General features: G+C 58.6%; 17 protein-coding genes. 15 read left to right on the forward strand and 2 right to left on the reverse strand.

Annotation, left to right across the window (positions count from 1 at the left end):
* Positions 1 to 2 precede the first annotated feature (2 nt).
* The 6 genes from KJF94_RS01605 (at position 3) to KJF94_RS01630 (ending at position 3,446) form a co-directional block, all read left to right on the forward strand.
* Positions 3 to 629 (forward strand): cytochrome o ubiquinol oxidase subunit III, encoded by a 627-nt coding sequence (locus KJF94_RS01605; protein WP_008010573.1) that lies wholly within the window; start codon positions 3 to 5, stop codon positions 627 to 629.
* The gene (cyoD, locus tag KJF94_RS01610; RefSeq protein WP_084320724.1) at positions 630 to 965 is read left to right on the forward strand and encodes a cytochrome o ubiquinol oxidase subunit IV; all 336 of its coding nucleotides are present in this window, start codon (positions 630 to 632) and stop codon (positions 963 to 965) included.
* 11 nt (positions 966 to 976) lie between these two features.
* The gene (gene cyoE, locus KJF94_RS01615) at positions 977 to 1,864 is read left to right on the forward strand and encodes a heme o synthase (protein WP_214380768.1); all 888 of its coding nucleotides are present in this window, start codon (positions 977 to 979) and stop codon (positions 1,862 to 1,864) included.
* A 346-nt stretch (positions 1,865 to 2,210) separates the two neighbouring features.
* Positions 2,211 to 2,849, forward strand: coding sequence for a DUF6036 family nucleotidyltransferase (locus KJF94_RS01620; RefSeq protein WP_214380769.1), 639 nt, complete (start codon positions 2,211 to 2,213; stop codon positions 2,847 to 2,849).
* A complete protein-coding gene (locus tag KJF94_RS01625) occupies positions 2,833 to 3,285 on the forward strand; it encodes a hypothetical protein (protein WP_214380770.1) in 453 nt (150 codons plus the stop codon). Before KJF94_RS01620 ends, KJF94_RS01625 begins: the two co-directional genes overlap by 17 nt.
* Positions 3,282 to 3,446 (forward strand): hypothetical protein, encoded by a 165-nt coding sequence (locus KJF94_RS01630; protein ID WP_214380771.1) that lies wholly within the window; start codon positions 3,282 to 3,284, stop codon positions 3,444 to 3,446. Before KJF94_RS01625 ends, KJF94_RS01630 begins: the two co-directional genes overlap by 4 nt.
* Before the next feature lie 132 nt (positions 3,447 to 3,578).
* Here the strand turns inward: KJF94_RS01630 and KJF94_RS01635 are convergent, their stop codons facing one another.
* Positions 3,579 to 3,857, reverse strand: a complete 279-nt coding sequence (locus tag KJF94_RS01635) for a DUF3077 domain-containing protein (RefSeq protein WP_214380772.1) — start codon at positions 3,855 to 3,857, stop codon at positions 3,579 to 3,581.
* 399 nt (positions 3,858 to 4,256) lie between these two features.
* The gene (locus KJF94_RS01640) at positions 4,257 to 5,675 is read right to left on the reverse strand and encodes an aminotransferase-like domain-containing protein (RefSeq protein ID WP_214380773.1); all 1,419 of its coding nucleotides are present in this window, start codon (positions 5,673 to 5,675) and stop codon (positions 4,257 to 4,259) included.
* Between the two features lie 148 nt (positions 5,676 to 5,823).
* On the opposite strand from KJF94_RS01640, the gene KJF94_RS01645 reads away from it, so the two are divergent.
* The 9 genes from KJF94_RS01645 to KJF94_RS01685 all read left to right on the forward strand — a co-directional run bounded on the left by KJF94_RS01645 (position 5,824) and on the right by KJF94_RS01685 (position 14,262).
* Positions 5,824 to 6,924 carry a hypothetical protein gene (locus KJF94_RS01645; protein ID WP_214380774.1) on the forward strand — a complete coding sequence of 367 codons (1,101 nt, stop codon included), beginning with the start codon at positions 5,824 to 5,826 and terminating at the stop codon, positions 6,922 to 6,924.
* A gap of 42 nt (positions 6,925 to 6,966) precedes the next feature.
* On the forward strand, positions 6,967 to 8,247 hold the full coding sequence (locus KJF94_RS01650) for an ATP-grasp domain-containing protein (protein WP_214380775.1): 1,281 nt from the start codon (positions 6,967 to 6,969) through the stop codon (positions 8,245 to 8,247).
* A gap of 50 nt (positions 8,248 to 8,297) precedes the next feature.
* Positions 8,298 to 8,795 carry a RidA family protein gene (locus KJF94_RS01655; RefSeq protein ID WP_214380776.1) on the forward strand — a complete coding sequence of 166 codons (498 nt, stop codon included), beginning with the start codon at positions 8,298 to 8,300 and terminating at the stop codon, positions 8,793 to 8,795.
* A gap of 83 nt (positions 8,796 to 8,878) precedes the next feature.
* Complete coding sequence (locus KJF94_RS01660) at positions 8,879 to 9,346, forward strand: cupin domain-containing protein (RefSeq protein WP_214380777.1); 468 nt, start codon at positions 8,879 to 8,881, stop codon at positions 9,344 to 9,346.
* Positions 9,347 to 9,541: 195 nt separating this feature from the next.
* Positions 9,542 to 10,186, forward strand: coding sequence for a glutathione transferase (yfcF, locus tag KJF94_RS01665; RefSeq protein WP_214380778.1), 645 nt, complete (start codon positions 9,542 to 9,544; stop codon positions 10,184 to 10,186).
* 31 nt (positions 10,187 to 10,217) lie between these two features.
* Positions 10,218 to 11,558: a KamA family radical SAM protein gene (locus KJF94_RS01670; protein WP_214380779.1), complete on the forward strand. Its 1,341-nt coding sequence runs from the start codon at positions 10,218 to 10,220 to the stop codon at positions 11,556 to 11,558.
* 24 nt (positions 11,559 to 11,582) lie between these two features.
* The gene (locus KJF94_RS01675) at positions 11,583 to 12,455 is read left to right on the forward strand and encodes a branched-chain amino acid aminotransferase (protein WP_214380780.1); all 873 of its coding nucleotides are present in this window, start codon (positions 11,583 to 11,585) and stop codon (positions 12,453 to 12,455) included.
* A gap of 21 nt (positions 12,456 to 12,476) precedes the next feature.
* Entirely contained in the window at positions 12,477 to 13,235 is a 759-nt protein-coding gene (locus KJF94_RS01680; protein ID WP_214380781.1) for a TauD/TfdA family dioxygenase, read from the forward strand.
* 67 nt (positions 13,236 to 13,302) lie between these two features.
* Entirely contained in the window at positions 13,303 to 14,262 is a 960-nt protein-coding gene (locus tag KJF94_RS01685) for a diiron oxygenase (protein ID WP_214380782.1), read from the forward strand.
* Positions 14,263 to 14,268: the final 6 nt, after the last annotated feature.

The raw sequence follows: 14,268 nt of genomic DNA on the forward strand, positions 1-14,268 counted from the left end.
CCATGTCGAACTTAGTGACCAATGCTGGACACACCCATGTCGATGGACATGGGCACGATGACCATCACCACGACTCGGGCGAGATGACCGTATTCGGTTTCTGGCTCTACCTGATGACCGACTGCATTCTGTTTGCGTCGATCTTCGCGGCCTACGCGGTACTGGTTAACAACGTAGCGGGTGGCCCGTCGGGCCACGACATCTTCGAGCTGCCATACGTACTGGGCGAAACCGCTCTGCTGCTGTTCAGCTCGATCACCTACGGCTTCGCCATGCTGGCGTTGTTCAAGGGCAAGAAGAACCAGGTCCTGGGCTGGCTGGCCATGACCTTCCTGTTCGGTGCCGGCTTCATCGGCATGGAGATCAACGAGTTCCACATGCTGATCTCCGAGGGCTTCGGTCCTAGCCGCAGCGGCTTCCTGTCCGGGTTCTTCACCCTGGTCGGCACCCACGGTCTGCACGTGACCAGCGGTCTGATCTGGATGGCGATCATGATGTACCAGGTGCAGAAAAACGGCCTGACGGCGACCAACAAGACCCGTCTGAGCTGCCTGAGCCTGTTCTGGCACTTCCTGGACGTGGTGTGGATCTGCGTATTCACCGTTGTTTATCTGATGGGGACTATGTAAATGGCTAACGCTCATTCCCACGATAGCCACGACGCCGGCCACGGCAGCGTCAAGTCTTACGCTATCGGCTTTATCCTGTCGGTGATCCTGACCGTCATTCCTTTCGGCCTGGTGATGTACCCGTCGCTGCCGAAATCGCTCACCCTGTGGATCGTCCTGGCGTTTGCGGTGATCCAGGTGCTGGTGCACCTGGTGTACTTCCTGCACCTGGACCGTTCCGCCGCGCAGCGCAACAACGTGATTGCATTTGTGTTCGCCGCGATCGTGATTGTCCTGCTGGTTGGCCTGTCGCTGTGGATCATGTTCAGCATCCACACCAACATGATGGCGAAGTGAGGTAAATCCGGATGTCCTTGAAGCACTTTATCCAAATCACCAAACCGGGGATCATTTTCGGTAACGTGCTTTCAGTGGCAGGCGGATTTTTCCTGGCCTCGAAAGGGCATGTCGATCTGGCCATTTTCCTGGCCGCCATGATCGGCACGTCCCTGGTGGTGGCTTCCGGTTGCGTGTTCAACAACTGCATCGACCGCGACATCGACCTGAAGATGGAACGCACCAAGAACCGGGTGCTGGTCCAGGGCTTGATCTCCCTGAAACTGGCCCTGGTCTTTGCGACCGTCCTGGGTGTTGCCGGCGTTGCGTTGCTGTACAAGGTGGCCAACCCGTTGGCCGCGCTGTTCGCAGTGATCGGTTTCGTCATCTACGTCGGTTTCTACAGCCTGTACCTCAAGCGCAAGTCGGTTCACGGCACGCTGGTGGGCAGTCTGTCGGGGGCGATGCCGCCGGTGATCGGTTATGTGGCTGTGACCAACAGCTTCGACATGGCCGCACTGACGCTGCTGGTGATGTTCAGCCTGTGGCAGATGCCGCATTCCTACGCCATCGCGATCTTCCGCTTCAACGATTACCTGGCCGCATCGATTCCGGTGCTGCCGGTGAAGCGCGGGATTCAAGTGGCCAAGAAGCACATCCTGATCTACATCCTGGCCTTCCTCGTGGCGACCTTGATGCTGACCTTCAGCGGCTACGCCGGCATGAGCTACCTCGCCGTCGCCGCGGCCATGGGCATGTACTGGCTGTACATGGCCTGGACCGGCTACAAGGCGGTGGATGACACGGTCTGGGCACGCAAGCTGTTCGTGTTCTCGATCTTCACCATTACCGCGTTGAGCGTGATGATGTCCCTGGACTTCAAAGTGCCGACCGAGCTGTTGCTGACGTACGCGCCTTAAGCGTCGGATGCTGTAACGAAAAACCCCGCCTTCGAGAGAAGTGCGGGGTTTTTTATTGGGTGTGCCCTGGTGGACCGTGTCGCCCCATTCGCGAGCGGGCTCGCTCCCACAATTGAATCTGCGTGGCCGCAGTTTTGTGTTCGCCGCCAAACCCCTGTGGGAGCGAGCCCGCTCGCGATGGCGGCCTGACAGACGAAGACTATCAATCAGTAAAACTGCAGAAACTTCCCACTAAGCTTTCAGGTTGTCGGTCGGAAGTCGCCTCTCTAACTTCGGGACGTGCGCAATTCAGCGGCAGAAATACTCGCGCGCCGCGCCACGCTCCAAGAGTATTAGAGGACCGACAATGGCAGAGCAGGACGCAATTACCCCGAGCGTTAATACGAGCAAAGCAATGGGCCAAGCTTTGATTTCGATGTTCAAATCCCTCGAAGCGGAACTGGTACTCGAGAGCGCAGAACCCGGGGCAGTCAAAATTATCGTGTTTGGTGGTTGTGCGGTTCACCTGTATACAAATCATCGTTTTTCGACAGACGTCGACGCGGAGATTTACGAGGCAAATGTGCCTGAAGCGCTTCACCTTCAAACCATGCTTGCGCAGATACCCGAGCAATTTGTAGATGAGCAGTCAGGTCGGCTAATGGAGCTGAACTATGACCTCCAATACAACACCAGCTTCGGCCCCATTCACGAGGATTATTGGGATCGCAGCATTCCGCTCGCGGAGTTTCCGATTGAATCCCCTCTGTACGTGCACATTGCCGCACCGATCGATATTGCGATTTCAAAATTGGGCAGAGCGACCGAGCAGGACATTAGCGATGTCATGGCGCTTCTGCGGAGCGGCTTCATACTGAGTGCCGATTTCCATCGGCTGGCATTGCAGGCAATTGATGTATATGTTGGGAACAAAGAGCCTCCAACTTCGGTTCTAACTCAAATTCTGGAAGATTACCTGGAGAGTACGGATGAAGAGTCCCGTTGATGGCCACGTCCTCTCATCGGCCTTGGACACACTGGTCAAGAATCCATTAAATCAAGCAGATGACGCTGCGCTGGTGAACGCCGCCAAAGCGGTCTGGTATTCCAGTTCGAATCTTGAGAGTGAAGTTACGGCCTTTCTGAATTGCCATACTGACGAGGTAGAGCTTCGACGCGCTGGCTACTTGCTTGAGCGGTTCACTCGTTTTGCGTGCGTATCCGATAGCCGCGTTTCGGAAGCCCTCAGTGCTCTTCAGCTTTTTGCTCATTCAACATGCAGGCAAGCGGTTATACCGCTGGCTGTCGCACCGCTGCGTCGACGCCGTGATGAACTTGCAGTCTCGTGGGGGTTGAGTGAGGGCCTTGGATTGAAGGCTCAAACGCTTATGCCTTTTCAGACGCGACATTATGAAGCTGAGCAGCGTGCAACTGACTCATGAACGCGCGCGACCTGTTTGCAGAACTGATGCAGGGAGTCGAGGAGATGTCGGCTCAACGCGAAGGCAAGACCAAGTTGCGCAATACGTCAATTCAGGACATCCCTGATTCTGATATAGCGGCGCAAGACATGGCGGGTACTGAGGTCGAGCACGACACTTAAGAAAAAATCGAGACGATCTGGAAATCTTAAGATTTTATTGGTCCGCTCAAGAAAAAATGGTTGATCTGATTAAAACTGAGGAATTTCGCGATGAGGGCCCCGTGTATTAAGAATTGCACGGGGCTTTTTCATTTACGTCCCGTTGTTGCACGGTGCATCGAGCACCTTCGCCACGTCATCGATGATTGCCTTGCTCATATCCTGCAGAAAATGCGACGCCCAGGCATGCCGGTCGCTATCGCGAATCATGGCGGCGTCGGATGCAAGTAGTTTGGCGATATGGAGCAGGTCGGAAGCGTGGTGTAGCGCCTGGATTATCGGGACGCCACGGTTGATGCGGAATAGCGGTTGGTTGGCGTGGTAGGAGAAGGGGGTGAGGCCGATGGTTTCCAGGTCTTGTGGGTTGGTCATTGGGCACCTCCTGTGGTTGGGAGGTGACGGGGGAAAGGTGGCACAGATGCATAAATTTTGAACGGATTGTTGGCGTGCATAAAGGAGAACTCCGATTGGTGCTTACATCGTGTTCGAGTTATCAGGCCCGGTCGCTGAATTGGCAGCGACGCGTCGAAGTTAGCGTGCGGGAGGCGAGGATCACAATCGTAGCGATCTGGTGGCGGCAGATGTCATGCGGCCAGCAACTGCTGTGTCGGACACGATCCCTGTGGCGAGGGAGCTTGCTCCCGCCGGCCGGTCCGCGCTCGGGCGCAGCAGTCGCTAAGGCCTGTAAATGCGGTGTATCAGAAGAAATGCAGGGGAGCGCTTCGCACTCCAGCGGGAGCAAGCTCCCTCGCCACAGGGGGAGTGACGCGGTTACTTTTTGTAATCGTCGAGCAGGCGGAAGAACCGCTCCCGCACCTGAACGTTGTCGCTGTGCGCCACGTTGAAACGCAGAAAGTGACTGGCGTCCGGCGCTTTACTGAGCAGGGTGCCAGGCGCCAGCACCAGGTCGATGTCCAGACCCTTCCGAGCGAGCGTTTCGGCATGATGCCCTTCGGGCAGTCGCGTCCAGGTAAACAGCCCTTCATGCGGCAGCGATGAAACGGAACAACCCGCCTCCACCAGCCAACTCGATACCCGACTGCTCGACTCGTAAAGCCGATCCACCGTGCGCCGGGTGTGTTTGGCGTAGCTGCCATCACTGAGCATCGTGCAGATAATTTGCTCCGCCAGCTCCGACGTCATGCCACCGCAGGCCATTTTCAGGGTGACCATCCGTGCCGCCAGTTGCGGCGAAAGCACGGCATAACTGACCCGACTGTTCGCCGTCAGGGTTTTGGAGAAACCGGACACGTAACTGACATTGTCCAGCCCGCCCGCTGCCAGGCGCGGCGTGGTTCGTTGCTGCATGTCGCAATACAAATCGTCTTCGAGGATGTGAAAACCATAACGGTGGCTCAACTCCAGCAAGCGATAGACCTGCGCCGGGGAGAACGAGTGCCCGGTCGGGTTGTGCAGGGTGTTGTTGGTCATGTAGAGCACGGGCCGATGGACAATCAGCAATTGCTCGAAGGCGTCCAGGTCCATGCCGTCGACGCCCCGGTGGATGGTGATGACCTTGGCGCCATGCAAGGCCAGATTGGTGTGCATGGTGAAGTAACACGGATCGTCGAGTAGCACCGTGTCGCCGGGTTTGACCAGCAGACGCATCAGCATGTCGATGGCCTGCACGGTATTGGCGGTGGTGATGATCTGGTCCACCGGCACTTCGATGCCCAAGGTCGCCAACTTGACCCGCAACGCTTCGCGCAGTGGCAGATAACCGGCGGCGACGCCGTATTCGCCCATGCGCAGGGAGGTGGCGCGCAGGGTGCCGCGCACGGCTTTCAACAATTCTTCTGCCGGCAGCCACGAGGAAGGCAGGAACCCGGCGCCGGGGCGCAGCGAGCCGTTGTCCTGCAATACCGCGCGGCGGACCACGCTCAGTGTGTCTTGAGGTTGCAGGTCCGGGCCGGCATCGGTCTTGAGCGTGGTGGTGGAACGGTGCACGTAATGCCCCGAACCCTGGCGTGAAACCACCAAACCCTTGGCGCGCAAGCGGTCCAGCGCATCCACCACCGTGGACTTGCCCACGTTCATCAGCTCGGAGAGTTCGCGAATCGGTGGCAGCCGCGAGCCATGAGGCAGCCCGCCCTGGCTGATCGCCACCGACAATTGATCGACGATCTGCTGGACCAGCGGCACTCCCGGCTGGAACTCGATGGCGGCGATCACTGCTCGCTGAACCTGCATTTTACTGGTCTCTCCGGCAGTAAAGTTCGTTTGATTCTATACGAACTTGCTCTGATGAAAACAAGCGACTCTCTCTACCATCACCTTACAGACTTTCCTGATTGTTCGCGCTGGAAGCCTGAACAGTCGCTGGTTCCAGAGGTGTTGCATGAGTGTTCAAACAACGGTCGCCGTCGCCAAACCGGTGATCAACATCCGCCTGTTCACGATCCGGATCATCACCGCCGTGTCGCTGTTTGCCGTGCTGGGCAAGGCCAACGTCTGGCTCGACACCGCCACCAACAGCATCCTCGCCCTCGGTTATCGGGCCTTGCTGTTGCTGCTGCCGCTGACATTGCTGGTGCTGGGCCGTCGGTCGCTGAGTGTCACGCTCATGTGTGCCGCCCTCGGGCTGGTGTTGCTGGCGGTCACCAGCAACCAGGGCATGGTGATGTTCGCCGCGGCGTTGTTCGCCTACGGCATTGCCATTGCCGGTTACCTGATCAAGAGCGAAGCCGCCCAGACCAAAGAGGGCGCGGCCTACAACCGCGTCGCCATGAACATGGGCAGTCTGGTGGCGGGGCTGATCCTGCTCTCGCCGCTGCTGACCCCAACCCTGTTTTTCCTCGGCGCCGCAGGTTTCGTCCTGCTGTGCCTGCCCATCGCCATGGGCGCGACCTTTACCACCCAACCGGTGGTTGCAAGCCCGGTCACCCATGACGGCAGTGGCTGGCGCAATAAACTGCCGTGGGTGATCGCCGGCATCATCATGGGCATCAAGTTGTTTGGTGTGTTCTCGATCCTGCCCCAGGCGATCCTGCTCAAGACCGGTGAACTGCCGGCCTGGTATGGCTTGATGCTGATACTCAACAGCGCCGTGGTGGTGTTTGCCCAGGTGCCGGTGATGAAACTGATCGAGCGCACCGGGCGCTTCAAGGTGGTCGCTGTCATCGGGATCATCATCGGCGGCTTCGCCGTGCTCTCGTCGCCGGATGCGTTCCACGTCGAAACCCTCGCCGGCGCGTTGATCTGGGTTGCGCTGCTGTCCATCGCCGAGTGCGCGTTCAGCTATCTCGATTACTTCTCCGTCAAACAAAACAACATGTTCGTCAAGGAAGTGTCCCTGGGTGTCGGCGCCGGGCTGACGGTGCTGATCATGCGGGTCATGCCACCGCCCTATAGCGCCCTGGTACTGGCTGCCATCGGCGCGGGAGGCATCCTCGCCTGGTACTGGCTAAACCGTAGAGCCAACGCGTCGCTGCACGACTGAGTCACCGCGTTTGCGTTTTTTACTCCACAGGTCGGAGGCTTCATGAATACGACGTCATGCGTAGTAGTGGTCGGGTACAACGGCAACCGGGTTCACGATATCCAGAAGCTGCGTGACCTCTGCAAGACGCTCTATAACGCCAGGCTGATCCTGGTGGTGGAGCAGATTCAACCCGATGACGATCAGGTGGCGGATCACGTCTGCACGGCCTCGATGGCATCGCAGGACATCGCCGACTCTGTCGATCTGCTGGTCGGTTGCCTGGGTGCCGATTGCTGGAAGCTGATCGGTGTCCTGCCGTTTTCCGACCGTGGTGTGTTGCTGGGTGCCGCGTTGGCCACACATTTCGACCTGCCCGGCATTACCCCTGGCGAGGCGCGGGCGGGGCTTGATAAACAGATTTTTCGCAAACTGGAAGCGGCCGCCGACACAGCGCCGGAGGATTACCGCGCCGTGTTTTCCACACGTATCGAAAGCCTGGGCGAACTGCGTCAGCGGGTGGTCGAACTGGGCGGCAAAGCCTTCATCAAGCCGGCCTGCGAAGGTGCGAGCAGAGGTTGCCGGGTCATCCACCACCCGTCCGAATGCGACGAAGCCTGGCAGGCGCTCAAGCCCTATCGCGAAGGCGGCATCGTCCTCGAAGAGTTGATTCAGAACGCCCGGGAATACAGCTGGGATTACGTCGCGGGCAGCACCTGGGTCACCGAGAAAACCACCACCGAAGGCGCCTATCGCGCAGAAATCCAGCAAGTGGTGCCGGCGCCGTTGGCGGCTGATGTACAGGCGCGCCTGGCGGCTGCCGGTCGGCACATGTCTGGACTGGTCTCGCTGGAAAACGGTGCCTATCACAACGAGATCTTCCTGCGCCGCGACGGCCTGACCTCGGCGGTGGAAACCAACATGCGCCCCGGCGGCATGCACATCTGGGACCTGGCGCGTCTGGCGTTTGTCGATTTCGATCCATGGGAACGCTGGGTCCGCTGGGCGGTTGAAGGCAAGGTCGACCATCACGATCCCGTTGCCCGTGGCTATTGCGGCATTCGCCTGCTCCGGGCGCCGGCCGGCGGTCTTTTGCGCTACGTACCCGACATCCAGTCCCTGGCCCGGGAGTTGAACATCGAGCTGGTCGAGGCGGTGTACGCCAAGCGCCTCAGTGATTCAGTCACCGCACTGGTGAAAGACAACACGTCGTTTATCGGCCACATCGTGTTGTTCAGCGAAGACTACGGGCAGCTCAGCGACAACCTGCTGCGCCTGGCAGAGGCGATCGAATCGAGTGTCGAAGTCACTTGCCTGGCTGTGCCGGCGAGAGCCGTGGGTTGAGCCTTCGGGATCAATGTTTCAAGCATTATTGGTTTAAGAGGGTTGAGTGAATGATTGAGCAAAAAATGTCGTGTGACGAACGTTTCATCGCCCTGGCGAAAGAACTCAACTACGACATCTACGGCGAGAACACCGTGGGCGGACGTTACGCACCGCTGGTTCGGCATCACGATGAAATCTACATCAGCGGTCTGGTGCCGCGCATGAGCGGCAAAATGCAATACCCGGGCAGGGTCGGGCTGGAGCTCAGCCTGACGGATGCACAAGCGGCCGCCAGCATCAGCGCCATGCGCGGGCTGGCACTGATCGTGGATGCCATCGGTTCGCTGGACAAAATCAAGTCGTTGATACGGGTGACGGTTTACGTGAAGTGCACGGCGGACTTTGTTGATCTCAGTGAAGTCGCCAACGGTGCATCGGATGTCTTCAGTCATGTGCTGGGCGATGCGGGGAAACATACCCGAACCACTGTCGGCGTCTATCAATTACCGAAGAATGCCGCCGTGGAAGTTGACATGATTGTGGCGCTGCGGCCCTCGGTGTTGTGAGTGTTAGTTGGTAGACTTTACAGTAATCGATTGTTCGCCTAGTGTCTGGTCACTCAAAGTCGATAATAAGTCGGTGTGTGCGGATGAATAACATTCAAGGTGGGTTTTTTTCATATAAGGACTTTCGCCAGAGTTTGAACCGACCTCCGGTCAATGCCCGGGTGTGGAAGGATGATGAACTTACCGGCATGCGTCAGCAGCTCAAGGACAGCGAGGTCGATATTGTCGCGCTGGCTCACGACGACAGCACCGAAGGCTGCAAGTTGACGCCAGGGATGGCGGTGTCCATGCAATGGCTGAAACCGGGCACGACGCTGAATGGCCATGCACATTCGTGGTGGCACCTGTTCATCATTCAGTCCGGCAGCGGCGCGTTGACCCTGGGCGATGCCGATGCCGTGAACGTCAGCCCCGGCGACGTGTTGCTGGTGCCCGCCTGGACCCGGCACGGCTTCGTCAACACCAGCGCCACTGAACCGCTGGCCATGCTGAACATGAGCAACATGCCCCAGATGGCGCAGCTCTCCAATGCGGCAGACGCCACGGTCTGACACGCTCAATATTCCCCTTTGTCACCCCCAGGGAGTCCGCATTCGCAGACTCCCTTTTTTGTTTCTGGTCGCTGTATTTTTGAAGTTCTGTATCCGTAGAAACAGATAATTTCTGTATCTGTTCAGCGCTTAGCCAACTAACTACGATCGATTCCAATGCAACGGATTATTGTGGTTAAAGCAAGGGAGCGTTCTATGGAAAGTACGAAGCTGAAACTCTATGTTGGCGCGGATTTTGTCAGTGCTTTTGCAATGTCGGCATGTGTGGCGTTGAAAGAAAAACAACTTTCGTTTGAACTTGTCACGCTGGACTTGAAAGCGCGTGAGAACTATCAGCCGAGTTATCGCAATGTATCGTTAACCTGCAAAATCCCCACGCTGGTTCACGAAGATTTCGCACTGTCGGAATCGTCGGCCATTGCCGAATATCTGGAAGAGATTGCGCCGGGGCATCCAAAGTTGTTCCCGCTGGACATCAAGCAACGCGCCCGCGCCCGTCAACTTCAGGCCTGGTTGCGCAGTGATCTGCTGGTCATTCGCAAAGAGCGTCCCGCAGACCTCATTTACTTCGGCAAGAAAGATAACCCCCTGTCCGACGAGGCGCTGGCCGCTGTCGACCGACTGTTCTTTGTGGCGGACCGGTTGCTGGAGGAGGGCGCCGATCACCTGTTCGGTGACTGGAGCATCGCCGACACGGACCTGGCAATCATGCTCAACCGACTGGTCGCCAATGGTGATCGGGTGCCTGCGAGGCTCGCGGCGTATGTGCGCCGGCAATGGGATCGCGACAGCGTCCGAGCCTGGATGGATATAGAGCGCGTAGCGCCGGCCATTCAGTAAAAGCCGCCAGGCAATCACCAGGAGCGCTGCCATGCAGGGACTGTCGGAGCAGGAAAGATACAAACCCTATAACTCACGCACCATTCGCGACACGCCGTACTGGCAAAAACTGACGCCAGCGTTGCAGGAAGCCATGACCGTAGTGGCCCGGGTCATGCCGTTTCGCACCAATGAATATGTCCTCGGCACGCTGATCGACTGGAACAACATTCCGGATGACCCGATTTTCCGCATGACCTTCCCCCACAAGGACATGCTGCTACCGGACGAGTACGCGTCGCTTAAACAGGTGATCGAGCGCGATGACGCCGTCGCCATCAAACGTCGGATCGAAACCATCTGGCTGCGCATGAACCCGCATCCGGCCGGGCAGCTGACACACAACGGTGCGACCCTCGACGGAAAAGTCCTGCCGGGCATACAGCACAAGTACCGCGAGACTGTGCTGTTTTTCCCCGGAGCCGGTCAGACCTGTCACGCGTACTGCACGTTCTGTTTCCGCTGGGCGCAGTTCATCGGCGAGGAAGAACTCAAGTTCAACGCGCGTGAGTCCCAGGAGCTAGTGAATTACCTGCGGGTGCACACCGAGGTGACCGACGTGCTGATCACCGGTGGCGACCCGATGATCATGAACACTCGGTCATTGGCGGGGTACATCGAGCCGCTGCTGGAACTGCCTCACCTCAAAAGCATCCGCATCGGCACCAAGTCCGTGGCGTATTGGCCGCAACGGTTTGTCAGCGACAAGGACGCACCGGAACTGCTGGAGCTGTTTAAACGGATTGTCGCAGCGGGGAAACACCTGTCGATCATGGGGCACTACAACCACCCGGTGGAGATCCGCCAGGACATCGCCCGCCAGGCTGTCGAACGCATTCGCTCCACCGGGGCGACCTTGCGCATGCAGGCGCCGGTGATCCGCCACATCAACGAAAACCCCGCCGATTGGGCGGCGCTCTGGACCGAGGGCGTGCGGCTGGGAGCGGTGCCTTATTACATGTTTGTCGAGCGCGATACCGGGCCGAGTCACTACTTCGCGATGCCGCTGGCGCGGGCGTTCGAGATTTTCCAGGCGGCTTACCGAACGGTGTCCGGGCTGGCGCGCACGGTGCGCGGGCCATCCATGAGCACGTTTTACGGGAAGGTGTTGATCAACGGCATCGAGACCGTGGCGGGGGAAAAAGTCTTCGTGTTGCAGTTTCTTCAGGCGCGCGATCCGCAGTGGGTGTTGCGCACCTTCTATGCGCGATTCGATCCGCAGGCGACCTGGTTCGATGAGTTGCGACCGGCGTTTGGCGAACGTTCGTTTTTCTTTCAGCCGGAGCCTGTTGCAGCGCCCGAATTGATACCGGTCCTGCTCGAAACGGCGTAGGAAAATTCATCAGGAGATAGGGATATGAGCGGCATTCCGTTTGATCAGCGAGAGGGTTTTATCTGGCTCGACGGCGAGTTCGTCGAGTGGTCCGAGGCGCGCTTGCATGTGCTGACCCATGGTTTGCATTACGCGAGCACCGTGTACGAAGGGGAGCGTGTCTACAACGGCAAGATCTTCAAACTGCGCGAACACAGCGAGCGGTTGTATCGCTCGGCACAGTTGATGGATTTCGCGATTCCTTATGAGCTGGCCGAACTGGAAGCGGCCAGCCATGAACTGCTGCAACGCAACAACGTGGTCGACGGTTATCTGCGGCCAGTGGCGTGGCGCGGCAGTGAAATGATCTCGACCTCGGCCCGTTTCAACCGCGTGCACGTGGCGATCGCCTGCTGGCAATGGCCGAGTTACTTCGACCCGGCGGGGCACATGGGCGGCATTCGCTTGAAGACCGCCGAGTGGCGTCGTCCGCCACCCAGCAGCAGCCCGTTCGAAGCCAAGGCGTCCGGGCATTACCAGATCGCCACACTCAGCAAGCACGATGCGGAAAACAACGGCTATCACGACGCGCTGATGCTTGACTGGCGCGGCCATGTCGCCGAAGCCACCAGCGCCAACGTGTTCTTCGTCAAGGGCCGGACGCTGCACACGCCGCTGCCCGATTGTTTCCTCAATGGCATCACCCGCCAGACCGTTATCGAATTGGCCGGGGCGCTGGATTACCAGGTGGTCGAGCGCACGATTCTTCCTACGGAACTTGGCGAATTCGATGAGTGTTTTCTGACGGGCACCGCCGCCGAAATCACCCCCGTGCAGAGCATCGACGAACAGCGCTATCGACCGGGCAACGCCTGTCGCGAATTCATTGCCGCTTACACCTCAACCGTTAACGCCTGATAAACCGCCAGGAACACCACCATGTCAGATCAAGGGATTGTTGCGTCTACACCTTACGTTTCACTGGGCCACCGCCATGATGAGTTGTCGTCCCGTGGCTGGACGGTGCTGACCCCCGCCGAATTTGCCTACGATGTCGTCGGCACGCTGCAGGAGTTCGGTCAGATCATTCCGCAATTCAACGGGCAGACGGCGTTCGCCATTACCCGCAAGCCGGGGTATGAAGCGTTGCCGTACTCCCAGAGCATGAACGGCATCGGCCCGCACACCGAAGCGCCGGTCTATGGGCCACCACCGCGTTATCTGGCATTGCATTGTCATCATCAGGCCACCTGTGGTGGCGGGCATACGGGGCTGGTGGATGGGTATGAGCTCCTGAGGTTCCTGGAAAGCGCCGATCCCGAGTTGCGTGAATGGATCGACGAGACTCCCGTAGAGTTCGTCGCCACCGCCAAACCGGGTGAGGCGGCGCAAACCAGGGTCAAGGAGTACATCCTGACGCCTACAGAGGACGGGGACATTTTCCGCTTCAGCTACAACCAGTTTCACTACGGCGATGTGAATCCTTCCGAGGACGATTTGCAGCAATCGAAGGTGGCGAGCAGTTCATCGCCCCTGGCCAGGTTCGCGCTGCTCGGCGAGGAATATTTCATACAGCACAACACGCCGGTGCTGATTCCCGACGGGTGCATGCTGATTTGGGACAACTGGCGAATGATCCACGCCCGCAGTCGATACACTGACCCGGCGCGAAACCTGACCCGCTACTGGCTGGCCTGATTCATCCGTCGCTCACTATTCCATTGGCGTACCCCTCGGCGGGTACGCGTCCTACAGGTATCGCGTCATGCAAACAGCAATCGAGATCGCCAAGGTCGATCACCAACTGGTCGTGCGGCTGAATCAGGCCTGGACCAAAAGGGCCACGGTGTGTGCGCCGGACAAGGCCTCGGTCAGCGAAGCGTTCGATCCGGCACGCCCGGATTATCCGGAGTGCATGGTGCCGTTCTTCCATCACCCGAAATTCCAGGCCCTGAGCGATGAGCTCAAAAGCACCGTGGTGACCTGGGGCTGGATTGGCTACAACCTGCGTACGGTCACGGCCGAAGAGCACGTGGTAAACCCGGCGCTGAGCGTCATCGCCAATCAGTACCTGGGTAAAAACGACTGGCATTTTCGCGAGGCGATGCAGCAGACGTTGATCGATGAGCACTACCACACGCTCATGCATCTTCGCGCCATCGAGCGAACCAAAGAGGACCGCGCACTCGATCAGGATCTGGAGTTGCCGCCCTCGGTCACCTATCTGCGCCTTGTCGCGCTGCGCGAGGAGTTGCCCGAGCAGTGGCAGCGAGACTTGGCGGCGATCACCTTTGCGGTGGTGGCCGAGATCAGCGTCAACGCTTACCTGGATCTGCTGGCCGACGATCAAACGATTCAACCGCAAAATCGCCGCGTGGCCGAACTGCATAACCGCGACGAGTACGCCCACAGCAAGATTCTCGCTGAAGTGGCGAAGATCATGTACGCGAACATGCAGCCGACCCAGCGGGCATTTTTCGCACAGACGTTGTCGGTGGCGCTGAGTGCCTTTGTCGCTCAGGACTACTCGATGTGGGAGGCGATCCTGACGCAGCTCGGCGTCGAGGATGCGGCGCTGATCATTGCCGACACCCGGGAGAGCAACAAGAACGCCACGATCATGCGTGACTACAGCGGCCTGCATCGTCTGGCGCAGGATCTGGGGATTACCGACGAGATCGATTTCGACTTCCGTCCGACCCTCAAAGCGGCGGCCGTGGCCTGATTCAGG

Origin of the sequence: Pseudomonas hormoni, assembly GCF_018502625.1 — a bacterium.
GTDB lineage: Bacteria > Pseudomonadota > Gammaproteobacteria > Pseudomonadales > Pseudomonadaceae > Aquipseudomonas > Aquipseudomonas hormoni.

What these genes read in the sequence shown, in the direction of transcription:
- KJF94_RS01680 (WP_214380781.1), top strand. Translation starts at nt 12,477, where the DNA reads ATGTCAGATCAAGGGATTGTTGCGTCTACACCTTACGTTTCACTGGGC.
- KJF94_RS01660 (WP_214380777.1), top strand. Translation starts at nt 8,879, where the DNA reads ATGAATAACATTCAAGGTGGGTTTTTTTCATATAAGGACTTTCGCCAG.
- cyoE (WP_214380768.1), top strand. Translation starts at nt 977, where the DNA reads ATGTCCTTGAAGCACTTTATCCAAATCACCAAACCGGGGATCATTTTC.
- KJF94_RS01685 (WP_214380782.1), top strand. Translation starts at nt 13,303, where the DNA reads ATGCAAACAGCAATCGAGATCGCCAAGGTCGATCACCAACTGGTCGTG.
- KJF94_RS01640 (WP_214380773.1), bottom strand. Translation starts at nt 5,675, where the DNA reads ATGCAGGTTCAGCGAGCAGTGATCGCCGCCATCGAGTTCCAGCCGGGA.
- KJF94_RS01625 (WP_214380770.1), top strand. Translation starts at nt 2,833, where the DNA reads ATGAAGAGTCCCGTTGATGGCCACGTCCTCTCATCGGCCTTGGACACA.
- yfcF (WP_214380778.1), top strand. Translation starts at nt 9,542, where the DNA reads ATGGAAAGTACGAAGCTGAAACTCTATGTTGGCGCGGATTTTGTCAGT.
- KJF94_RS01655 (WP_214380776.1), top strand. Translation starts at nt 8,298, where the DNA reads ATGATTGAGCAAAAAATGTCGTGTGACGAACGTTTCATCGCCCTGGCG.
- KJF94_RS01605 (WP_008010573.1), top strand. Translation starts at nt 3, where the DNA reads ATGTCGAACTTAGTGACCAATGCTGGACACACCCATGTCGATGGACAT.
- KJF94_RS01675 (WP_214380780.1), top strand. Translation starts at nt 11,583, where the DNA reads ATGAGCGGCATTCCGTTTGATCAGCGAGAGGGTTTTATCTGGCTCGAC.
- KJF94_RS01620 (WP_214380769.1), top strand. Translation starts at nt 2,211, where the DNA reads ATGGCAGAGCAGGACGCAATTACCCCGAGCGTTAATACGAGCAAAGCA.
- KJF94_RS01630 (WP_214380771.1), top strand. Translation starts at nt 3,282, where the DNA reads ATGAACGCGCGCGACCTGTTTGCAGAACTGATGCAGGGAGTCGAGGAG.
- KJF94_RS01645 (WP_214380774.1), top strand. Translation starts at nt 5,824, where the DNA reads ATGAGTGTTCAAACAACGGTCGCCGTCGCCAAACCGGTGATCAACATC.
- KJF94_RS01635 (WP_214380772.1), bottom strand. Translation starts at nt 3,857, where the DNA reads ATGACCAACCCACAAGACCTGGAAACCATCGGCCTCACCCCCTTCTCC.
- KJF94_RS01670 (WP_214380779.1), top strand. Translation starts at nt 10,218, where the DNA reads ATGCAGGGACTGTCGGAGCAGGAAAGATACAAACCCTATAACTCACGC.
- cyoD (WP_084320724.1), top strand. Translation starts at nt 630, where the DNA reads ATGGCTAACGCTCATTCCCACGATAGCCACGACGCCGGCCACGGCAGC.
- KJF94_RS01650 (WP_214380775.1), top strand. Translation starts at nt 6,967, where the DNA reads ATGAATACGACGTCATGCGTAGTAGTGGTCGGGTACAACGGCAACCGG.